Source organism: Sphingomonas sp. (assembly GCF_019635455.1).
In the GTDB taxonomy this organism is placed as follows: Bacteria; Pseudomonadota; Alphaproteobacteria; order Sphingomonadales; family Sphingomonadaceae; genus Sphingomonas.
The window spans coordinates 97,734-118,530 of record NZ_JAHBZJ010000007.1 but is presented as its reverse complement, the minus strand read 5'-3'; the positions used below and the strand labels follow the sequence as shown (position 1 = coordinate 118,530).

Annotated in this window: 24 protein-coding genes and 1 tRNA gene; 7 read left to right on the top strand and 18 right to left on the bottom strand. The window is 67.3% G+C overall.

The genetic code is table 11. From position 1 onward, the window contains the following. Window positions 1-9: 9 nt before the first annotated feature. The 4 genes from KF783_RS10440 to KF783_RS10425 all read right to left on the bottom strand — a co-directional run bounded on the left by KF783_RS10440 (window position 10) and on the right by KF783_RS10425 (window position 4,331). Complete coding sequence (locus tag KF783_RS10440) at window positions 10-789, bottom strand: hypothetical protein (protein ID WP_294079025.1); 780 nt, start codon at window positions 787-789, stop codon at window positions 10-12. 118 nt (window positions 790-907) lie between these two features. Beyond that, window positions 908-1,546 carry a response regulator transcription factor gene (locus tag KF783_RS10435; RefSeq protein ID WP_294079020.1) on the bottom strand — a complete coding sequence of 213 codons (639 nt, stop codon included), beginning with the start codon at window positions 1,544-1,546 and terminating at the stop codon, window positions 908-910. Between the two features lies 1 nt (window position 1,547). Continuing rightward, window positions 1,548-3,956: a sensor histidine kinase gene (locus tag KF783_RS10430; protein ID WP_294079017.1), complete on the bottom strand. Its 2,409-nt coding sequence runs from the start codon at window positions 3,954-3,956 to the stop codon at window positions 1,548-1,550. Window positions 3,957-4,255: 299 nt separating this feature from the next. Next, window positions 4,256-4,331, bottom strand: a tRNA-Ala gene (locus KF783_RS10425). 219 nt (window positions 4,332-4,550) lie between these two features. On the opposite strand from KF783_RS10425, the gene KF783_RS10420 reads away from it, so the two are divergent. Then, complete coding sequence (locus KF783_RS10420; RefSeq protein ID WP_294079015.1) at window positions 4,551-5,474, top strand: DUF2171 domain-containing protein; 924 nt, start codon at window positions 4,551-4,553, stop codon at window positions 5,472-5,474. A 108-nt stretch (window positions 5,475-5,582) separates the two neighbouring features. Here the strand turns inward: KF783_RS10420 and KF783_RS10415 are convergent, their stop codons facing one another. Continuing rightward, a complete protein-coding gene (locus KF783_RS10415; protein ID WP_294079012.1) occupies window positions 5,583-6,476 on the bottom strand; it encodes a neutral zinc metallopeptidase in 894 nt (297 codons plus the stop codon). 110 nt (window positions 6,477-6,586) lie between these two features. On the opposite strand from KF783_RS10415, the gene KF783_RS10410 reads away from it, so the two are divergent. From KF783_RS10410 to KF783_RS10400, 3 genes are read left to right on the top strand one after another with little or no spacing between them, the layout of a single operon-like run. Next, complete coding sequence (locus tag KF783_RS10410; RefSeq protein WP_294079009.1) at window positions 6,587-7,762, top strand: patatin-like phospholipase family protein; 1,176 nt, start codon at window positions 6,587-6,589, stop codon at window positions 7,760-7,762. A 3-nt stretch (window positions 7,763-7,765) separates the two neighbouring features. Beyond that, complete coding sequence (locus KF783_RS10405) at window positions 7,766-8,551, top strand: 3-hydroxybutyrate dehydrogenase (protein WP_294079006.1); 786 nt, start codon at window positions 7,766-7,768, stop codon at window positions 8,549-8,551. Continuing rightward, window positions 8,548-9,171, top strand: a complete 624-nt coding sequence (locus tag KF783_RS10400; RefSeq protein WP_294079004.1) for a DUF4893 domain-containing protein — start codon at window positions 8,548-8,550, stop codon at window positions 9,169-9,171. The genes KF783_RS10405 and KF783_RS10400 overlap by 4 nt, the downstream gene beginning before the upstream one ends. Here the strand turns inward: KF783_RS10400 and KF783_RS10395 are convergent. Then, window positions 9,168-9,767 (bottom strand): hypothetical protein, encoded by a 600-nt coding sequence (locus KF783_RS10395; protein ID WP_294079001.1) that lies wholly within the window; start codon window positions 9,765-9,767, stop codon window positions 9,168-9,170. The two genes, KF783_RS10400 and KF783_RS10395, sit on opposite strands and share 4 nt — an antisense overlap. Between KF783_RS10395 and KF783_RS10390 the strand changes: the two genes are divergently transcribed. After that, the gene (locus KF783_RS10390) at window positions 9,766-11,076 is read left to right on the top strand and encodes an amidohydrolase (protein WP_294078996.1); all 1,311 of its coding nucleotides are present in this window, start codon (window positions 9,766-9,768) and stop codon (window positions 11,074-11,076) included. The two genes, KF783_RS10395 and KF783_RS10390, sit on opposite strands and share 2 nt — an antisense overlap. Window positions 11,077-11,148: 72 nt before the next feature. Here the strand turns inward: KF783_RS10390 and KF783_RS10385 are convergent, their stop codons facing one another. The 3 genes from KF783_RS10385 to KF783_RS10375 form a co-directional block, all read right to left on the bottom strand. Then, entirely contained in the window at window positions 11,149-11,724 is a 576-nt protein-coding gene (locus KF783_RS10385) for a hypothetical protein (protein ID WP_294078993.1), read from the bottom strand. A gap of 44 nt (window positions 11,725-11,768) precedes the next feature. Then, window positions 11,769-12,023: a hypothetical protein gene (locus tag KF783_RS10380; RefSeq protein WP_294078991.1), complete on the bottom strand. Its 255-nt coding sequence runs from the start codon at window positions 12,021-12,023 to the stop codon at window positions 11,769-11,771. Window positions 12,024-12,165: 142 nt separating this feature from the next. After that, window positions 12,166-12,912, bottom strand: coding sequence for a Bax inhibitor-1/YccA family protein (locus KF783_RS10375; protein ID WP_294078989.1), 747 nt, complete (start codon window positions 12,910-12,912; stop codon window positions 12,166-12,168). 117 nt (window positions 12,913-13,029) lie between these two features. Here KF783_RS10375 and thpR point away from each other — a divergent pair, with 117 nt between their 5' ends. Then, window positions 13,030-13,575, top strand: coding sequence for an RNA 2',3'-cyclic phosphodiesterase (gene thpR / locus KF783_RS10370; protein WP_294078986.1), 546 nt, complete (start codon window positions 13,030-13,032; stop codon window positions 13,573-13,575). Here thpR and KF783_RS10365 read toward each other — a convergent pair. From KF783_RS10365 to KF783_RS10345, 5 genes are read right to left on the bottom strand one after another with little or no spacing between them, the layout of a single operon-like run. Beyond that, window positions 13,572-14,171, bottom strand: coding sequence for a superoxide dismutase family protein (locus KF783_RS10365; protein WP_294078982.1), 600 nt, complete (start codon window positions 14,169-14,171; stop codon window positions 13,572-13,574). The genes thpR and KF783_RS10365 overlap by 4 nt on opposite strands. A 58-nt stretch (window positions 14,172-14,229) precedes the next feature. Next, window positions 14,230-14,958 (bottom strand): hydroxyacylglutathione hydrolase, encoded by a 729-nt coding sequence (gene gloB, locus KF783_RS10360; RefSeq protein WP_294079142.1) that lies wholly within the window; start codon window positions 14,956-14,958, stop codon window positions 14,230-14,232. Continuing rightward, window positions 14,958-15,410 carry a VOC family protein gene (locus KF783_RS10355; RefSeq protein ID WP_294078980.1) on the bottom strand — a complete coding sequence of 151 codons (453 nt, stop codon included), beginning with the start codon at window positions 15,408-15,410 and terminating at the stop codon, window positions 14,958-14,960. Before KF783_RS10355 ends, gloB begins: the two co-directional genes overlap by 1 nt. Window positions 15,411-15,459: 49 nt before the next feature. Continuing rightward, window positions 15,460-16,197, bottom strand: a complete 738-nt coding sequence (locus KF783_RS10350) for a tetratricopeptide repeat protein (RefSeq protein ID WP_294078978.1) — start codon at window positions 16,195-16,197, stop codon at window positions 15,460-15,462. A gap of 4 nt (window positions 16,198-16,201) precedes the next feature. Then, the gene (locus KF783_RS10345; RefSeq protein WP_294078975.1) at window positions 16,202-16,921 is read right to left on the bottom strand and encodes an alpha/beta hydrolase; all 720 of its coding nucleotides are present in this window, start codon (window positions 16,919-16,921) and stop codon (window positions 16,202-16,204) included. Between the two features lie 54 nt (window positions 16,922-16,975). On the opposite strand from KF783_RS10345, the gene KF783_RS10340 reads away from it, so the two are divergent. Beyond that, window positions 16,976-17,869 (top strand): tyrosine recombinase XerC, encoded by an 894-nt coding sequence (locus KF783_RS10340; RefSeq protein ID WP_294078973.1) that lies wholly within the window; start codon window positions 16,976-16,978, stop codon window positions 17,867-17,869. Here the strand turns inward: KF783_RS10340 and KF783_RS10335 are convergent. The 4 genes from KF783_RS10335 to rsmI all read right to left on the bottom strand — a co-directional run bounded on the left by KF783_RS10335 (window position 17,866) and on the right by rsmI (window position 20,793). Next, window positions 17,866-18,465, bottom strand: coding sequence for a DedA family protein (locus KF783_RS10335; protein ID WP_294078971.1), 600 nt, complete (start codon window positions 18,463-18,465; stop codon window positions 17,866-17,868). The two genes, KF783_RS10340 and KF783_RS10335, sit on opposite strands and share 4 nt — an antisense overlap. A gap of 33 nt (window positions 18,466-18,498) precedes the next feature. Beyond that, complete coding sequence (gene gshB, locus KF783_RS10330) at window positions 18,499-19,455, bottom strand: glutathione synthase (protein ID WP_294078969.1); 957 nt, start codon at window positions 19,453-19,455, stop codon at window positions 18,499-18,501. Between the two features lie 154 nt (window positions 19,456-19,609). Then, the gene (locus tag KF783_RS10325) at window positions 19,610-19,963 is read right to left on the bottom strand and encodes a YraN family protein (RefSeq protein WP_294078966.1); all 354 of its coding nucleotides are present in this window, start codon (window positions 19,961-19,963) and stop codon (window positions 19,610-19,612) included. Further along, on the bottom strand, window positions 19,960-20,793 hold the full coding sequence (gene rsmI / locus KF783_RS10320) for a 16S rRNA (cytidine(1402)-2'-O)-methyltransferase (RefSeq protein WP_294078964.1): 834 nt from the start codon (window positions 20,791-20,793) through the stop codon (window positions 19,960-19,962). The genes KF783_RS10325 and rsmI overlap by 4 nt, the downstream gene beginning before the upstream one ends. Between the last annotated feature and the right edge of the window lie 4 nt (window positions 20,794-20,797).

The following is a 20,797-nucleotide window of genomic DNA, read 5'->3' as shown; positions in this document are numbered from 1 at the left end:
ATCGACCGCTCAATCCGTCTGGCTCCACTTGCCGTCCGGACCCTTGCGCATGAGGGTCAGCGAGCCAGGATCGATCTGGAGCGCGTCCTGGCCCAGCTGGAAGAACCAGCTATGCCCCTGGAACACCCGCCAATAGCTGGTCGAATCCTCGTCCAGGCCGAATGGGCCGCAGGCTGTTCGCGGTTCGTCGGGGCGCGCCTTCGCCGCTTCGGCCGCGCTGATGTCCACCACCAGCGCGTCGGCCGGCCAGCCGTTGATCCGCGCGTTGCGGACCGAACATTTCGCCTTTTCCGCCGGATCGTCGATCGCATCGCGCGCGACCCGCAACAGCGCGGCGGTCTTGTCGCTGGAATCGACCCCGGCGACGCGCACCAGCACCTGCCCCTTCAGCGCATTGTCGGCGTCGCCATAGGCCGCCGTGTCATAGGACAATTCGGCAAGGCCGGCCCCCCCGGCATAGGCGAGGCGCGTCGTCTTGCTCCCGCACTTCGTCGCGCGATAGAGCAGGGCATCGTTCGCGAAGCGGGTTTCCTGCACCACCCAGCTACACCCTTCCGGAGCCTCCGGCGCATCCCCGTCCGCGACGTTGAGATAGGCGACCGCCCGACCGGCGCAGATGCCGGTGATCGCCAGCCGGCCGCCATCGTCCGGACAGCTGCCGTCCATGTCCGGCGCCACGCCGGCGGTCGCGTTGCCGCCGGCGGTCGCCTCATTGCCGTCGCCCGCCTTGTTGCCGCAGGCCGTCAGCATCAGCACGGCCATGCCGGCCACCATCAATGCGTGTCGCACCGGACCATCTCCCCCGCTTCTCGACATGAGCGCGAGGGTAGCGGGCGCGCCGGTCAGCGGAACTGGTAGGTCTACTAGGCGGGCGGTCGGGCGCGCCCGACCCGGACGTCGCCACGCGCTACAGGTCGAATTCGTCGGTCATCTGCTCGCGGACGGCGATCGCGACCGCCTCCGCCCGGTTGGACACGCCCAGTTTCGCCAGGATCGCGCCGACATGATAGTTGGCGGTCGAAACCGACAGGCCAAGATAGGTCGCGATTTCCGGGTTCGTGAAGCCCTTCACCATCAAGGCGAGCACCCGCCGCTGCTGCCCGGTAATCGACGCGGCCCTGTCGCCACCGGCGGCGGATGCGGCCGGACCGGTCGGGGCGGCCAGAACGGACCCGTCCCGCACCTTCCGGATCGCCTCGATCAGTTCGTCGAAGGTGACCGATTTGGGAAGGTGCGCGCGGGCGCCATTCGCGATCATCGTGTTGACCATATGCCCCTCGGCAAAGGTGCTCAGGCCGATGATGCGAATGTCGGGATATGCGCGGCGGATCGCCTCGGTCGCCGCCAGGCCGCCCATGCCCGGCATCCGTAAATCCATGAGGACGATGTGCGGGGACATGGTCGCGCACATGCTCAGCGCAGCCTCGCCGCTATCGGCCTCGCCGACGATCTCCACATCGGGCGCGACGCAGAGCAATTGCCGGATTCCCTGACGCACCATCAGGTGATCATCGACGATCAGCAGGCGGATCGGTGTGGCGCCCATGTCAGCGAATCCAGATCATCGTCACACGGCAACCCTGGTCGGGCGCGCTGTCGATTTCAAGCGTCGCGCCGATCATGCGCGCACGATCACGCATAATGCCAAGCCCCAGCCGCTCGCGCCGGCCCATGTCCGCCGCGCCGAAGCCGCGCCCCTGGTCGCTCACCGTCAGCAGCGCGCGATCCTCAAGCGCGTCGAACACCAGTTCAACCTCGCGAACCCCGCTATGTTTGACGACATTGTTCAGGCACTCCTGCGCGACGCGATAGAACATCGCGAACACCTCCGGCGGGAGCGGCGCCGCCTCGGCCAGATCGCGGGAGATCGCCAGCCCATGGAGCCGCGTGAAACTGTCGAGCAGTTCGGTCAGGCGGTTGGTGGGAGAGAATTGCTCACCCGCGCTGCGCAATTCGGTGAGCAACAGCCGCATCTCGTTGAGCGCGTGCCGGTTCAGCCGCGCCACCTGCTCCGCCGCCTCGACGTCCGGACCGGACCGGTCGCGCAGCCGGGCGGGCAGCGCATTGGCGTGCAGCGACGCGGATGCCAGCGTCTGTGCGATCGCGTCATGCAGATCGGCGGACAGCCGCGTGCGCTCCTCCAGCTTGGTATTGCGCACCGTCATGTCGGCAACCTCCGCCACGCGTTCGGCAACGCGATCCTCCAGCCGGCGCGTCAACGCGGTCTGTTCGCGCGCCATCGCGTTGAACGATTCGATCAGGTAGCCGATCTCGTCGTTGAACGAGATCGCGACCTGGGTATCGGCCTCGCCGTCGCGGAACCGGCGAATGCCGCGCAACAGCCGCTCCAGCGGCGCGACCAGAAAATTGCTGAACAGTAACGGCAGGCCGATCGCGGCGATCAGCGCGGTCGCGATGGTAAACAGGACGAGCGGCGCGAACAGCCGGTCGAGATACATCAGGAACGCGCGGTGATAGTCCATGAGGATCGGCGGCCCCGCGCGCAGGTCAACCCCGGGCGTGATGCCGACAATCCATGGCGCGCGCAGCGGGCTGAACAGCGTGAAGGGCGGGGCCGCCGGGATATCGAGATACTGAACGTCGATCCGCCCGTCCGCATAGAGGATCGTCTGCACCTGATAGCAGCGGTCGGTGGCATCCGCGTCGCACCGGTCGCGACGGGTCACGATCAGCCGCTCGGCGTCGCCGAAAGCCGTGATCCTGGCGTCGGAATTGGCGGTATCGACCAGCATCGGATAGATTGCCGGCTGCACCCCCTGGCCGAATGCGGCATCGGTAGCCTGCGGCACATGGTCGAACCCGATCGTCCCCAGTCGGTCGATATAGAGGCGGCGGTAGGACCGGCCATAGAATTGCAGGGGGAACATCAGATCGATGCGCCCGCCCGATTCGCCGATCGCCTGACCACGCGCGGGTTCCGGCAGAAACGCCGTCGGCTGCATCGCATAGCCAAGCGTGCCGCCGCGTGGCGCGTAGCGCAGCGCCTGGCCGGATACGGGCAGGCCCGGCGCGCGAAACTGCGCCGCATAGGTGGGACCGACGATCCAGGCCAAGCCATTGACCGTCGCGAGCAGTACGCCAAGTCCGATGATCGTCAGCTTGAACAGGAAGGACGAACGCTCGGGCAGATAGCCGACCAGCACCAGCGTCAGGCCCACCAGCTGCGCCAGCGCCGACCAGCAGATGAAGATGTCCAGCGGATAGCGGCCGAACTGTCCCTCGTCGGGCAGGAACAGCGCGGTGGTATGGATCATCGGCAGGATGGTCAGGATCAGGAAGGCGCGCGCCACCCGCGCCTCGCGGTTCGCCGCCGGGCGCCAGACGCTTGCGATCGCATCGAACACGCGATGACCGGCCGATGCGGATCGCGCCGCCCCGCTCGCCACCGCCAGTTGTCGCCAGAAGATGATGGCGGCGCCGACCGTGGCCAGGTTCATCCATCCGGCGATCCACTGCGGACGCCACCAGGCCGTGTAGGTGAGGATCGCCAGGTCCGCCTTCACCGCGATCGCGACTTCGACCAGCGTCAGCACGATCAGTGACGTACCGACGATCCGCATCTCCGTGCGCGCGTTCCGCAAGGGTTTGGGGAAATGATAGGCAAGGAGGATGAGCGAGGTCGAAACGATCCCGCCAAACGGTCGCGACCAGGGCATCGCCAGCGTGGTCCAGGCGTCGGTCCGCGACCAGGGCATCGCATAGCTGACCCATCCCCCCGCCGTCAGCACGCGCAACATCGACGCAAGAAAGGTCAGGCTGATCGCCAGCATCAGGATGGTGAGCAGAAAGGTCGAGGCGTGGACGCGTCCCTGACGGATTTCCCGCGTCGCGCGCACCACCAGATACCCGCTGAGCACGAGCGCGAGCATGAGTTCGGCAAGATAGCTGATCGCCCCCGGATTCCAGTACAGGGATCCATGCGGGGCGCCGGTCATGCTCCCAATCATCTCCCGATGCACCTGCCCCCCAATGACCCGCGCGCACCGGCGACTATGTGGAAATCCCCGGCCCGCAACAATCGCCAATCTGCGCAGCCCGCGAAAGGCCGGGCGCCCGAACCGGCTTTCGGCAACGGGGGGACGAAGGGACTGTATTGCGCCAGCCACCACAACGCCGTCCTCCGAGCGAGGCCGGCGTGACATCCGGGCGTCCGCCGATGGCGATCAAGGGGGACGCGCGCGATCCGCCGGGGACGGGTGGGATGCGGGTCAGCAGGGAGAGGAAAATATGGAGCTGGTGGAGCTGAGGGGAATCGAACCCCTGACCTCTGCAGTGCGATTGCAGCGCTCTCCCATCTGAGCTACAGCCCCGCTCCGGCTCCGGCCTTCGCCGGAAGGCGGACCCTCTAGCTTCACTCCCGCGCCGATGCAACGCCGAAAAGGCGATTTTCCGGCCCGGCTTCGATTCAACTCCGTCCGCCGCAGCCGGTGCGGCGCGCGCCGGAACAAAGCGGCCCGTCAATCCATTGTCCAGACATGGGGCGCGCGGCGTTTCGCGCGCCTGAAATCAAAGACTTAATGGAGGATAGCATGGGCTACGACCGCACCCCCCGTACGGAGAGAGGCGACGATTACCGCTGGCGTGACGACAATGACTATGGCCGCGACACGGGTTACGATTATGGCCGATCAAGCGCGCGAGATGATGCCGCAGCCGGCGGCTACGACCGCGAACGCTATCGCGGACAGGATTATTACGGATCACGCTTCGTGCGGGGCGAGGGGCGTTTCGATCAGGGACGCCATGACCATGGCGGCTGGGACCGCGACGGTGGCCGGACGCGCGGCGACCTGCGCGCGCGTGACGACGACTGGGGCCGGGGTCGCCAGGACCGGCGCCCTTCCCCGGGTCGCGCGATGCGCCGCCCGGAGGGATATTCCTATGACGATCGCGACTTCTTTTCCCGCGCGGGCGACGAGATCCGGTCCTGGTTCGGCGACGACGAGGCCGAACGCCGTCGCGAAATGGACGCGCGCTACGATCTGCGCCACGGCAACAGCTGGTCCGGCGACGACCATTATCGCGGCTGGCGCAACCGGCAGATCGCCGATCTCGACCGCGACTATGACGAATATCGCCGCGAGAACGCGAGCCGGTTCGAAAATGAATTCGGCGCGTGGCGCAACGAGCGCCGCACCCAGCGCGCTTCGCTGGGTCAGATCGAGGAACATATGGACGTGGTCGGATCGGACGGCGAACATGTCGGCAAGGTCGATAAGGTGCGCGGCGACCGGATCATTCTGACCAAGAGCGATCCCGACGCCGGCGGCCATCATCATTCGATCCCGTCACGCTGGATCGACCGGGTCGATGACAAGGTCCACATCCGCAAGACCGCCGCTGCGGCGCAGGACGCGTGGCGCGACGAGGAACGCAGCGGCGCGATGTTCGGCGAACGCGACGAGTCTCGCGGGGCGCACTATCTCAACCGGAGCTTCTCGGGTACCTATTGACCTCAGGCTCCCAGGCAGACCGCACCTGCGGTCAGCAAGAAGGGGTCCGGGCTTCGGTCCGGACCCCTTTTCGTATCAGCGCCCGTCCTCGGCCACCCGTTCAGCGGCTCAAACCGCGCCGCTGAACGTATCGCAGGCCTTGGGATCGCCGCTTTCCAGGCCGCGCCGGAGCCAGCGCATCCGCTGTTCCGAGGTGCCATGGGTAAAGCTTTCCGGCACCACCGTCCCCTGCGCCTGGCGCTGGAGCGTGTCGTCACCGATCGCGTTGGCGGCGCGCATCCCTTCCTCGATATCGCCGGGTTCCAGCCGGTCGCGATTCTGCGCCGCCCAGACGCCCGCATAGCAATCGGCCTGCAATTCGACGCGGACCGACAGCGCATTGCCCTCCGCCTTGCTCAACCGGCCCTGGCGTGCATGCACCTGCTCCATCGTCCCGGTCAGGTTCTGGACGTGATGCCCAACCTCATGCGCGATCACGTAATTCTGGGCGAAGTCGCCGGCCGCGCCGAACCGGTTCTTCAGCTCGTCGAAAAAGCCGGTGTCGAGATAGACGCTGCGATCGGACGGACAATAAAAGGGGCCGGCCGCCGACGATGCCGCACCACAGCCCGACTGGACCCCGCCCTGATAGAAATTGAGGATCGCGGGCTGATAGCGCCCGCCCTGCGCCGCGAACAGTTTCGACCAGGTCTGCTCGGTACTTTTCATCACCCGGCAGGCCTGGAGCTCGGCCGCCGTATCGCACGGCTTGTTCTCGCTCACCTGCGCGCCGCCGCCGGGCGCTCCACCGGTGCCGATCAGGCTGCCACCGCCGCCGATCGCCATGAAGATCGCCGCGCCGATCGCGATCAGCGCCAGCGTGCCGCACCCCAGCCGGCTGCCGAGCAGCATCGGCAACAGGCCCAGAAGGATGTTTCCCCCGCCCCCGCCGCCGAACCCGCCCCAGCCACCGGAGCCGAGATCGCGGACATTGTCGCTGGGATCGAGATCGTCGAGCCGCATGACCGGCACCCCTTTTGTCGTTAATCCTCCGCGACAATGCCTCAACCACGATCGCGTTGCATGCAGATTCCCGCATTGCCCTTCGCATCGCGTTGCACCACATGTGCGCCATGGCCGATGCAGAACCGATCCGCCGCGCCGAGTCCCCCAGCGAATCGCCGTTGCCGCTGCCCGGCTGCGTCGCGCTGGTGCTCCAGGGCGGCGGCGCGCTGGGCAGCTATCAGGCCGGCGTGATCGAGGCGCTGAGCGATAGCGGCATCGTTCCCGACTGGGTCGCCGGCATCTCGATCGGTGCGATCAACGCGGCGATCGTCGCCGGCAATCCGCCCGAACGGCGGATCGAGCGTCTCGCCGCATTCTGGAACCGCGCGACCAGCGCGCTGCCCAGTTTTCCGATCCTGCCCCACGATCAGGTGCGCGAATTCGTCCATGAATGGTCGGCGGCGATGGTGCTGGGCCAGGGCGTGCCGGGGTTCTTCGCACCGCGCCCGGTGCCGGCCTTCCTGGCGACACCCGGCACGCCGGAGGCGCTGAGCTTCTACGACACCGCGCCGTTGCGCGAGACGCTCGATTCGCTGGTCGACTGGGATCTGCTGAACGATGGCCCGATCCGCCTGTCGGTCGGCGCGGTCGAGCTGGCGAGCGGCAATTTCCGCTATTTCGACACGCGTGAGGAGCGGATCGACGCGCGGCACATCATGGCCTCCGGGGCGCTGCCCCCCGGCCTGCCCCCGGTCGAGATCGATGGCGCGCTCTATTGGGATGGCGGGCTGGTTTCGAATACGCCGCTGACCCATGTCCTCGACCATCAGGAGGCATCGACCCTGATCTTTCAGGTCGATCTGTTCTCCGCCCGCGCGCCGCTCCCGCGCACGATCACCGACGTGATGGCGCGCGAGAAGGAAATCCGCTTTTCCAGCCGCACCCGGCAGGTGACCGACGAGCGGATGCGGCTGCGCAAGGAGCGGGAGGCGATCCGCGCCCTGCTCGCGCGCCTGCCCGACGATTTTGCCGACGATCCCGACGTCGCCGCACTGCGCGCCGCGGCCGACGAAAAGCCGGTGAGCCTGGTCCATCTGATCTATCGCGCCAATGCCTGGGAGGGCGGCAGCCGCGATTTCGAATTTTCCACCCGGTCGATGCGCGAACACTGGCGGGCGGGAGAGGCGGCGGTGGCCGAGACGATCGCCAATTCCCGCCTGCTCGCCAGCAACATCGCCGATGGCCGAACCGCCGCCTTCGACCTGACCCGCCGCGAGCGGGCCTTCGACACCGCACAGGAGTAAATGATGTTTCTCAAGGGCAAGTCCGCGATCGTTACCGGTTCCACCTCGGGCATCGGCCTTGCGATCGCCAAGGCGCTCGCGACCGAGGGCGCGAGCGTGATGATCAACGGCTTTGGCGATGCCGGCGCGATCGAACAGGAGCGGGCGGGGCTGGCGACGATCAGCGGCGCCGGCGCGCTGTACGACGACGCCGACATGTCTAAGCCCGATGCGATCTACGCGATGGTCGATCGCTGCCATGCGGAACTGGGCGGGCCGGACATCATCGTCAACAATGCCGGCATCCAGCATGTCGCGAAGATCGAGGATTTCCCGCCAGAGAAATGGGACGCGATCATCGCCATCAACCTGTCTTCGGCCTGGCACATGATGCGCGCGGCGGTGCCGCACATGAAGGCGGCGAAATGGGGCCGGATCCTCTGCACGGCATCGGCGCACAGCCTGGTCGCCAGCCCCAACAAGTCGGCCTATGTCGCGGCGAAGCACGGGATTGCGGGCCTGACCAAGACCATCGCGCTGGAAACCGCAACCGACGGGATTACGGTCAACTGCATCTCGCCCGGCTATGTCTGGACGCCGCTGGTCGAGAACCAGATCCCCGACACGATGAAGTCGCGCGGGTTGACGCGCGAGCAGGTGATGAACGACGTCCTCCTCGCCGCACAGCCGACCAAGCAGTTCGTTCAGCCCGAACAGGTCGCCGCGCTCGCGCTGTTCCTGTGTCGGGACGAGGCGGCGCAGATCACCGGCGCGAATTATTCGATGGATGGCGGCTGGACGGCGGCATGAGGAACCCATCGATCCCGGCGCTGGTCGCACTGACGCTGGTCGCCGGCTGCGCCCGGTCCGGCAAGGCGGATGTCGCGGAAAAGCCGCCCGAAACGCGGTGGCGCACCGTCGCTACCGCCGCGGATCGCGACCGGCTGCGCGACTGGCGCAAATCCTGGCTGACGGCACTGGAAAAGGCGCGCGCGATCGATGCCCCCGCCGTCGCCGCACAGGGCGCGCTGTTCGAACCCGATCAGGCGTTGCCGACCGCAATGCCGCCGGTCGGCGACTATCGCTGCCGCGCGTTCAAGCTCGGGTCGCAGCCGCCGTTCACCGCGGACTTCCGGGCGCGGCCATGGGCGAAGTGCCGCGTCGGGCGAGAGGGCGATATGCCGGTGCTGGAAAAGCTGGACGGCGCGCAACGGCCCGCCGGCAAACTCTATACCGACACCGATGCGCGCGCGATCTTCCTCGGCACGCTCAAGCTCGGCGATGAGACGATCGCGCTGCCCTATGGCCAGGATGCGAAACGCGACGTGGCAGGCTATCTGGAGCGCGTCGGAACCACGCGCTGGCGGCTGGTCCTGCCCGCGCCCAGTTTCGAATCCGATCTCGACGTGATCGAACTGGTCCCCGCCTAGATCCGCAATCCGAACTCCCGCACGATCAGCGCATAGGTTTCGGGCGACCTGGTCTCCACATTGGCGCGTTTGAACGGCGGTCGCGCCGCCTCGCCATGCAGGACGACGCTCGCCATCATCGCGAAATATTCGAACGGGTTGGTCAACATATAGGCGGCGGCGGGATAGCGTCCGCCCGCCCTGTCCTGCGCATAGAGCCTCAGCACATCCGGGTTGGCACGCCCGCCGGGCATCCGCAGCAATTGCCAGCGATGGATCAGCTCGTGCAGCAGGACCGGATTGGCGGCCGGCTGTTCCCGCCGCGCGAAAAAGACCCCGCGCGGTCCCGCGCGCGTCCGCGCCCCCATCTCCCGGTCCACCGCGATCGGCTGGGCGCGAAAGAACGCCATCGCCTCCGCCGATATCGGCAGCGCCTCGACCAGCGCGATCTGCACGGCGAGCGACTGCGCGATCGCCGCGTCCATCCCACCCCCCTGCCAGTCGATCACGAAGCCTTGCGCCGCTTCCGCCCGCGCGGCGAACGGCAGGCACAGCATCGCCCCCAGCAGCGCGCGACGGTTTGACAAGATCGGGGGGTTCGACAACAGTCCGGCCATGTTTCGCGCCTCGCTCATCCTCGCCGCGGCCATAGCCGCTCTTCCCGCGCACGCCGACAGTATTCGCGATGCCACGACGAAGGAAATGCCATCGCTGATGGCGCTTTATCGCGATCTCCACGCGGCCCCCGAATTGAGCCAGCAGGAGGTGAAGACGGCGGCACGCATGGCGGCGGAGGCGCGCAAGGCCGGGTTCGAGGTGACCGAAAAGGTCGGTGGCACCGGCGTCGTCGCGGTGCTGCGCAACGGGCCGGGACCGACGCTGCTGATCCGGACCGACATGGACGGACTGCCGGTGACCGAGGAAACCGGCCTACCCTTCGCGTCAACGGTGCGCGGCAAGACGCCCGAAGGCGTCGAGACCGGCATCATGCACGCGTGCGGCCACGACACGCACATGGCCGCCTGGGTCGGCACGCTGCGCAACATGGCGGCGATGAAGGACCGGTGGAACGGGACGCTGGTGATGATCGCCCAGCCGGCCGAAGAGAACAGCGCCGGCGCGATCGCGATGCTGAAGGACGGGCTGCTCACCCGCTTTCCCAAGCCCGATTATGCGATGGCGTTCCACGACAGCGCCGCGCTGCCCGCCGGAACGATCGGCATCCGGTCCGGCCCCACCTTCGCCAGCGTCGATTCGGTCGATATCCTGGTCAAGGGGATCGGCGGCCATGGCGCCTATCCCGCAACGACCAAGGATCCGATCGTGCTGGGCAGCCGGATCGTCACCGCATTGCAGACGATCGTCGCCCGCGAGATCGACCCGCTCGATTCGGCGGTCATCACCGTCGGCAGCTTTCAGGGCGGAACGCGCCACAATATCATCCCCGAACAAGCGTTGCTGCTGTTGACCGTGCGCGCCTACACGCCCGAGGTCCGCAAGCAACTGATCGACGGCATAGCCCGCATCGCCAAGGGGGAGGCGATCGCGGCCGGCCTGCCGGACGACATGCTGCCGGTGGTTACGGTGCGCGAACCCTTTACCCCGCCGGCGGTCAGCACCAAGCCGTTCGCCGATCGGCTCCAGGCCCTGTTCACCACCCGGTTCGGCGCCGATCGGGTGAAGGAAGTGCCGCCGACGATGGCCGGGGAGGATTTCGGCCGTTTCCACATCGCCGATCCGTCGATCCAGAGCGTGATCTATTGGGTGGGCGGCGTTCCGCAGGCCAAATGGGATGCGGCACAGGCCAATGGCGGCAAGGGCCTGCCCTCGCTGCACAGCGCGAAATGGGCGCCCGACGCGGAAAAGGTGATCGGCACCGCCGCCGAGGCGATGACGGGCGCGGCACTCGATATCCTGAAGCGGTGAGCCGCCCCGGGCGCTGAAGCGCGGGAAAGCACCCGCGCTTTCATCAGGCCGCCGGCGTCCGCCCGGTCGGCCTTAGCGGCCCACCCCGACAAGCGCGGGGGTGGCGGCGAGATAGGCGGCAGACGTGGTTTCGATCACCTTTACCCGCCCCTTGTTCAGCGTTTCGATCGACTGGGTGAACGAGCGCGGCTTTTTCATCAACTTCTTGTCCTCGACCACGCGCAGGCCTGAAAGCCGCATCGCCTCGGCCGAAAAATGGACGCAGTTGCGCTTGTTGAGGCTGTAGGTATTGCCGCCCTTCGCATCCCATTCGCGCACCATCTTCGTCACCGCGTCATATTGCGCGTCACTGATCTCGACTGAAAAATGGGGCGTACCGACATCGACATAGGCTTTCGTCGTGTAATCGATCTTTCCCGCAACGTTGCCGATCAGCATCGCGGGGGTCACCGATTTGGGCGTGAACCCATAGGATTCCTTGATCGGCTTGCCGCTGCGATCGAGCGTGCCGTGCATCGTGATGAACGCGTGCGGGAACCGGCCCGCATGTTCATATGACCAGAAGGTGATCGTCACCCGCGCCTGCGCAGGCAGCGCGGTGAGGGCGAGAATGGCGAAAGCGGCGAAGCGCGCGATCCGGGAAAGCATGGGCGGCTTCTACCGGATCGCGCGCCTGCGCCGCAAGCGGGGTTTCAGTCGTCCGTGCCGGCGCCCCGGCGTTGCGCGTCGGCCAGTTCGCGCTCCTTGTCGGCGTCATAGCCGGACGAGGGCGCGGGCTTGTGCGAATGGACCGGCTGGGTGGTTGCCGGCGGATCCGACGCGTCCATCGATTCGTCCAGCGCGCGATCGAGCCGCGCCTGCTTGCTTTCCGGGTTACGCTCCAGCCGCTCCGCGATGCTGGTATCGGTGCCGGCGTCGCCGGCCTTTTCCTTGCTGTCCTCAGGCATGTTTCGAACTCCACGATGCTGTCCGAACCAACGCGCCATGCGGTCGCGCGTTCCTCTTGCCCGCGTGACGAGAGCCGGAACGAAAAGGAGGCCCGGCCATCGCTGGCCGGACCTCCCCGATTCGCGTGTTTCGGCGCCGCGATCAGTTGCGCGACGAACCGAACAGCCGCAGCAGGAACAGGAACATGTTGATGAAGTCGAGATAGAGCGACAGCGCGCTCATGATCACGACCTTGCCCACCATGTCGGTTCCGGCGACATACTGGTACATGCTCTTGATGCGCTGGGTATCATAAGCGGTCAGACCCGCGAAGATCAGCACACCCGCCGCGCTGATGACCAGCGACAGCGGACCCGACTGGGCGAACAGGTTGATGATGCTGGCGACGATGATGCCGATCAGGCCGACGATCAGGAAGCTGCCGAACGCCGACAGGTCACGCTGCGTCGTGTAGCCATAGAGGCTGAGACCCGCAAAGCCCGCCGCAGCCGCGAAGAACGCCTGCGCCACCGAAGCGCCGGTATACATCAGCAGCACCGTCGAGAGCGACAGCCCCATCAGCACCGCGAACGACCAGAACAGCACCTGAAGCGTGCCGGTGGACATCTTGTTCTGGCCAAAGCTCATCGCGAACACGATCGCCAGCGGCGACAGGGTGATGATCCACGCCAGCGGGCCGCCATTGGCGAACACCGAATAGGCGACGGACTGATCGCCACCCCATGCGAACAGCAGGGCGACGATGCCGCTGAGCAGCACGCCCGACGCCATGTAATTATAGACCGAAAGCATGTAGGACCGCAGCCCCGCATCATACGCGGCGCCGCGCGTACCTGCGGCCGTCGCATAGGGGGCGGCGGTCGTCTGGGGGTCAGACCAATTAGCCATCTCAAACTCCTTTGCCCGGCAGCGGTGCCGGATAACGGGAATATCATCGGTCCAGCCCGGCATTTCAAGGAAAACCGGAATCGCCGCGTCTGACATAAACGGTTAAGGACGGCGGCGATGCACCGCCTGTTCGTCGCCCTTCGCCCGCCGCGCATGGTGCGTTCCCGTCTGTTGGCGATGATGGGCGGCATTCCGCGCGCCCGGTGGCAGGATGACGATCAGCTGCACCTGACGCTCCGCTTCATCGGCGAGGTGGATCGTCGGACCGCCGACGATATCGCCGCGGTGCTGGGATCGGTCCGATCCCCGCTGCCCGACCTGCGCCTCGCGGGGTGCGGGCTGTTCGACACGCGCGGGCGCGCCAACGCGATCTGGGCCGGGGTGGCCCCGCAGGCGCCCCTCGCGGCGCTTCACCGAAAGCTGGATCAGGCGCTCGTCCGCATCGGCCTCGCCCCCGAACGGCGCGCCTATCTGCCGCACATCACGCTGGCCCGGCTGTCGGGCGGGTCGGCGCATGTCGATCGATTCGTGGCGGCACATGCCTCGCTGTCGAGCGCGCCGTTCCGCGTCGCGCATTTCACGCTGTTCGAAAGCGAACTCGGCAAGGGCGGGGCGACCTACAGCGCGGTCGCCCGCTACCCGCTTGACGATGAAACCGATTAGGCGGCCTTGAAGACGCCACAGGCGACCCGGTCGCCACTGTCGCCGGACGGATCGGTCTTCTGATCGTCCTTGCCGGCATGGACCACGAAGGCAGAGCCATCGGCATCCATCAGCTGCGCCATCGTCCCCGATTTGAGCGTGAAGGTCAGCGAGCCGCTGCCGTCCGCCGCCACCTTCAGATTGGGCATGTCGCCGGCATGCGATCCGGCGGGATTGTCGAGGCCATGCTTCATGTTCGACGGGTTCCAATGGCCGCCGGCGCTCTTGAAATCGGGGGCGTCGCACTTGCCGGTCATATGGACATGGACGCCATGATCGCCCGGGGTCATGCCGGTCACCGCGACGGTAACGCTCAATCCGTCGGCGGTGGTGGTCGCGGTGGCACTGCCGGCGGGCGTGCCGTCCGCCTTTCGCAAGGCGGCGGTGGCGGTTTCGCCGCCCGCCATCGCGTTATCCATCGCCATCGCATTGTCCATGGCGGTGGGTTCGGCCGGCATCGTCACATCGGTCTCGCCGACATTCTGACTGGGTGTGGGCGATCCGCATGCCGTGGTCATCAGTGCCAGGCCGGCGATCGCGCATCCGTGTCGAAACATGTCTTCTCTCCCTTTCGGATATGTCCGTGCAATGAGCGGGGGGCGGGATCGTTCCGGATCAGCCCTGAAAAGCGTCCTTGGCGGCGCGGCGTTCGGCAAGCTGCGCCGCGCTCGTCGCGCGCATGAACGGATTGGTCGCGCGTTCGAGCGCGATCGTCGTTGGAACGGTCGGCAGCCCCTTTGCCCGGAGCGCCACGACGTCGCGCATCCGTTCGGCGAGGGCGGCATTGTCCGGTTCGGCGGTCAACGCATAGCGGCCGTTCGATTCGGTATATTCGTGCGCGCAATAGACCCGCGTGTCGCCGGGCAGCGCCGCCAGCCGCTGCATGTTCGCATACATCTGCTCCGCCGTCCCCTCAAACAGCCTGCCACAGCCCATCGCGAACAGCGTGTCGCCGACAAAGGCGATGTGCGCATCGGTCAGATGATAGGCGATATGGCCCGCCGTATGGGCCGGCACCGCCATCACCCGTGCCGCCACCTTTCCGAGCATCACGACATCGCCTTCATCGACCAGCCGATCGGCGGTCGGGATCCGCTCCGCCTCCGCGCGCGGGGCGATCACGGTCGCGCCGGTCGCTTCCTTGATCGCCGCGTTGCCGCCGGTGTGATCGGGGTGCCAGTGGGTGTTCCAGATCGCGCCGACCTTCCACCCCCGCGCTTCGGCGACCGCCAGCACCGGATCGGCCTGTGCCGGGTCGATCACCACCGTCTCGCCCGTGCCATCGTCATGCGCCAGCCAGATATAATTGTCGCTGAGCGCCGGGATGCCGACGACCTCGATCATCACCAACTGCCCGTGTTCGGCATCGACGCCCATGGTTCGGCGGGATCGAGATGGCCGTCCTGCAACAGTTCGATCGAGATGCCGTCGGGACTGCGCACGAACGCCATATGCCCGTCGCGCGGCGGGCGGTTGATCGTCACCCCCGCATCCATCAGCCGCTGGCACGTCGCGTAGATATCATCGACCCGATAGGCCAGATGGCCGAAATTGCGACCGCCGGCATATTCCTCCGGCGCGCTGCCGTCGCTTGGCGGCCAGTTATAGGTGAGTTCGACCTCCGCCTGCGCGCGTTCGCCGTCGCGTTCGATATCCCCGGGCGCGGCGAGGAAGATGAGCGTGAACCGCCCCTTCTCGCTTTCCATGCGCCGCACTTCCCTCAGACCCACCAGTTCGAAAAAGCGGATCGTCGCGTCGGGATCGGCCACCCGGATCATCGTGTGCAGATATTTCATCGCGCCCTCTTGTGGTTGACCCCAGAGATAGGCGGTCCGGCGCGAGAGTCTATTGCGCGCCATCGAATTGGCGGAGCGCGGCGAGCGCGGACGCGCCCTGCGGCGTGCCGGGCGCGATCTGTGCCGCGCGTTGCCAGGCCACCCTGGCCGCCGCCTGATCGCCGGACAGCAGGGCGATATTCCCCGCCTCCAGCTGCACCGAGGCATCGTCGGCGGCACGCTTCACCGCTTCGGCGATATGGCGCTGGGCCAGCGCCAGGTCGCCCATCTTGCGGGCGAGCGTGGCGGAGAGCAGCCACACCATCGGGTCCGCCGGCGCCTCGACCACCGCCTTGTCGAGATCGCGGCGCGCACCGGCGAGATCGCCGGTCGCCACCAGCGCGCGGGCGCGATCGAGATGCGCCTCACCCAGTTCCAAGCCAGCGAGCGTGGCCGCGGCAAGCGCCGCGTCGAGCGCCGCGCGCGCCTTTACCGGCTCGGCCGCCGCGATCCAGGCATTGCCCGCCTGCGACCAGTATTTCGATGCCCGTGTATCCTTTGCGACCTCCGCCTCGCGCGCGGCCGCCTCGAACGCGCCGGCCGCGCTCGTCCAGCGCCGCTGCGCCGCATAGGCCATTCCCAGACACTGGCGCGCCAGGAATCCGCCACCGGCCAGGTTCCAGCGCTGCGCCTCCGCAATGCCGCGCACCGGGTCGCCGATCGCCAGCTCGACGCAATCCTCCCAGCGCTTCTGCACCGGCGCGGGAGGGCCGGCGGCAGCCTGGGCAAGCACCAACAGTGAAATCATGGGATCAGCAGACATCCTCGATGGCGCGCAGGATCAGGGCGATGTCCTGCGGGCGGGACAGGCGGTGATCGCCATCCTTGACCAGCACAGTCTGCACATCGTCTGAACGCAGCAACCCGGCGAGCGTCACGCTGAGCGTATAGGGGACATCGGGATCACGCTGGCCATGGATCAACCGCACCGGCATCGACAGATCGATCGGCCCGTGCATCATCCGGTTCGATTCGCCCGAGCTCCAGAAGGCACGGGTGGTGACCATGGGCTCAGGGCCATATTGCGACGGCCGCTCCAGCCGGCCATCGGTGAGCAGCTTCATCTTCTGCTCCTGATCGAATCCCCAATCGGTGAAATCGGGCGCGGCGGCGATGCCCACCAGCGCCGCGACCCGCTCCGGACGCGCCCTGGCCACCAGCAGCATGATCCACCCGCCCATCGACGATCCCACCAGCACGACCGGCCCCTCGACCAGTTCGTCGATCAGCAGCAGCGCATCGTCGCGCCAGCTGGTCAGCGTCTGGTCCTCGAACCGGCCCTCGCTCTCGCCGCAACCGGCATAGTCGAAGCGCAGAAAGGCGCGGCCCGCGTCGCGCGCCCATTGTTCGATCGCCAGCGCCTTCGTCCCGCTCATGTCGGAGGCATAGCCGGGCAGAAAGACGATGGTGGGGCCTTCGCCCTCGCTATGGTGATAGGCGATACGCACGCCGTGGCTGTCGGACTGGCTCATGCCGTCCGCATTTAGCGGATTCGTCACGTCGTTGAAGCATGTTAGAGTCCTCGAATGGAGCACCCTCCCCTGCCGCTGCGGTTCGCCGAGCATCTGGCGCGCGATCGTCGGCGGTCGGCGCATACCGTGCGGGCCTATGAAGGCGCGGCGATCCGGCTGATCGCCTTTCTGACCGGTCACTGGGGGCGCACGGTCGATGCGGCCGCGCTGGCGACGGTCGAGGCCGGGGACCTGCGCGCCTTCCTCGCCCATCGCCGGGGTCAGGGGATCGGCAACGTGTCGGCCGCGCGCGAATTGTCGGCGGTGCGCGCATTCCTCAAATTCGCCGGCGGCGGGGATCGCGACCTGCCCCGGCTGCGCGGGCCACGGGTAAAGAAAGGCGTACCCCGCCCGGTTTCCCCGGACGAGGCGGTGGCGCTGGCGGAGGAGGTGGCGGAAGACGCCCGCGAAGCGTGGATCGGCGCGCGGGACCTGGCCGTGCTGCTGCTGCTCTATGGCGCGGGGTTGCGGATCGGCGAGGCGCTGGGGCTGACCGGCGCGATCCTGCCGCTGGGGCCGACTCTGCGCGTGACCGGCAAGCGCGAGAAGACCCGCATGGTGCCGCTGCTGCCCCAGGTGCGCGCGGCGATCGAGGACTATGTCGCGCGCTGCCCCTGGGGCGTGGCGCCCGACGCGCCGCTGTTTCGCGGGGCGCGCGGCGGGCCGCTGTCACCGGCGATCGTGCGCCGATCGGTGCGCGCGGCGCGGGTGCGGCTGGGGCTGCCGGCGCGGACGACCCCGCACGCGCTGCGCCACAGCTTTGCGACGCATCTGCTGGGCCGGGGCGCGGACCTGCGCGCGCTTCAGGAACTGCTCGGCCATGCCAGCCTCAGTTCCACGCAAATCTATACCGCCGTCGATGCCGCGCACCTGCTCGACGTCTATCGCAACGCGCATCCGCGCGCCTAATCGCGCGCCTTCCACCGCGCCACCCGCCACAGCCAGATGCCGATGATCGCGACGGTGAAGGCGATCGCGACCGGCCCGACATAATCCTGCACCTGTCCAAAGCGCGACCCCAGGATCAGGCCGGCATAGGCAAGCACCGCGTTCCAGATCGCGCTGCCGGCAAAGGTCGCGATCAGGAATCGCGGCAGGCCCATCTTCGCCATGCCCGCCGGCAGCGAAATCATCGTGCGAAAGGTCGGCATGAAGCGAGCGACGAACACCATCCACCAGCCATGCCGGACGAAGAAACGGTGCAGCGCCTCGACGTCGTGCCACGTCATCGTCAGCCAACGGCCATGGCGATCGACGATCGGTTTCAGCCGGTGATAGCCGATCCAGCGCCCGACCGCGTACCAGAACAGATTGCCGAGCGCGGTCCCGGCGGTCCCCCACAGCAACAGCGGTGTCATCGCCATGTCCCCGCGCGCCACCGCCATGCCGCCAAATCCCATGATGACCTCTGACGGGATAGGCGGGAAGACGTTTTCGAGCGTCATCAGGATGAAGATCCCGACATAGCCGCCCCAGGCGATCAGGTTGAGAATGAATTCGGTCACGGGATGAAGGCAACGCGTCCCCAGCGCAAAGGATCAGGCGCGCGCCGCGACCCGCGCCTCGATCGCGTCCCAGATCATCGCCGCGGTGTCGGTGCCGTTGAACCGGTCGATCGCGACGATGCCGGTCGGGCTGGTCACGTTGATCTCGGTCAGCCACTCCCCCCCGATCACGTCGATGCCGACGAAGATCAGCCCGCGCCGCTTCAGCTCCGGCCCCAGCACCGCACAGATTTCGCGCTCCTTCGCGGTCAGTTCGGTCTTCGCCGCGCTGCCGCCGACCGCGAGGTTGGAGCGGATTTCCCCCTCCCCCGGCAGGCGGTTGATCGCGCCCGCGACCTCGCCATCGACCAGCACGATCCGCTTGTCGCCCTTCGCGATTTCCGGAAGGAACGCCTGGACCATATGCGGCTCGCGATAGGCGGTGTTGAACACCTCGATCAGCGAGGAGAGGTTGGCGCCGTCGGCATCGATCTTGAAGATCGCCTTGCCGCCATTGCCGTGCAGCGGCTTGACGACGATCGCGCCATGCGTCGCCAGAAACGCCTTTGCCTCCTCATGGCTGCGGGTGATCAGGGTGGGCGGCATGAAGCGCGCGAAGTCGAGCACCCACACCTTTTCCGGCGCGTTGCGCACGCTTGCCGGGTCGTTGACCACCAGCGTCCGGTCCGCAATGCGTTCGAGCAGGTGCGTGGCGGTGATGTAGCCCAGGTCGAAGGGCGGGTCCTGTCGCATCAGCACCACGTCCGCCTCCTCGCCCAGATCGAGCTTCACCGGATCGCCGACGCTGAAATGATCCCCCGCGACCCGCTGAACCGTCACCGGATGGGCGCGCGTCCACACCCGCCCGTCGGCATAATTCAGCGCCTCGGGCGCATAGTGGAACAACCGGTGTCCCCGCGCCTGCGCCGACAGCATCAGCGCGAAGGTCGAATCGCCCGCGATATTGATCGAATCGAGCGGGTCCATCTGGACGGCGACGGTAAGCGACAAGCGGGATCTCCTGCATTGTTTGATCCGCTTGCGCGGATGCGGTTCCAGCCCACTCCCCCACCCGGCCACCCATATCACGCCACCGTTGGGTGGCCGGGTGGGGGAGTGGGCCGGTGCCGGACTTCAGCGCAGGTAGGGACGCCGGGGCGACTTGTCACCCGATCCAGGCATTCTCGATATGGCGCGGGCGGATCCCGGGGGCGAGCAGCAGCACATCGACGCGAATGTCCTCGCCGTTCGCCGCATAGCGCGGCATGAGATATTCGGCCGCAGCGGCGACGCGCGACAGGCGACGCTCATCGATCGCGAAGTCGAGTTCGGCGGCGGACTTGCGCGTCTTCACCTCGACGAAGGCGACCAGCTTACCGCGTTTGGCGACCAGATCGACCTCGCCGGCGGGGGTGCGCACGCGACGGTCGAGGATGCGCCATCCGCGCAGCCGCAGATACCAGGCGGCACGGGTTTCGCCGTCGCGCCCCGATTGCTCTGCGGCGCGGCGGTCCCTCATCGCTTCATCTCCATCGCCCGCGCGTAAAGCGCCTTGCGGTCCAGCCCCAGCTTCTTCGCCACCTCGCCCGCCGCCTTCGACGCAGGCAAGCGGGTCAGCGCCTCGGCCAGCGCCGCGTCGGCGTCCTCCGCCGATGCGGGCGGCGCCTCCCCGGGCGGGGCGACGACGATCACGATCTCGCCCTTGGGCGGGGCGGCGTCATAGCGCGCGGCAAGGCCGGTCAACGATCCGGTCACGCATTCCTCGAACTTCTTCGTGATCTCGCGCGCGACCGCCGCTTCCCGGTCGCCCAGCCCCGCCGCCAGCGCGGTCAGCGCGGCGGACAGTCGCGGCCCGCTTTCGTAGAAGACGAGCGTGGCGCGAATCGCGGCGATTTCGGCGATGGCATCCGCGCGCGCCTGCTGCTTGCTGGGCAGGAAGCCCATGAACAGGAAGCGATCGGTGGGCAGGCCGGCAAGCGTCAGCGCGGCGATGCCCGCACAGGGGCCGGGGATGGTGGTCACCATATGCCCCGCCGCGCGCGCGTCGCGCACCAGCTTGTACCCGGGATCAGAGATCAGCGGCGTCCCGGCGTCGGACACCAGCGCCACCGCCTCCATCGCCATCCGCGCGACCAGGCCAGGGCGGACCGCCTCCGCATTGTGATCGTGATAGGGGGTCATCGGCCGTTTCGCGCCAAGGTGGCGGAACAGGCCGGCGGTCACTCGCGAATCTTCCACCGCAACGATATCGGCGTTCAGGAGTATGTCAGCAGCGCGGGAAGACAGGTCGCCGAGATTGCCGATTGGCGTCGCGACGATATAGAGGCCAGGCGCAAGAACAGAAGTCATCGGG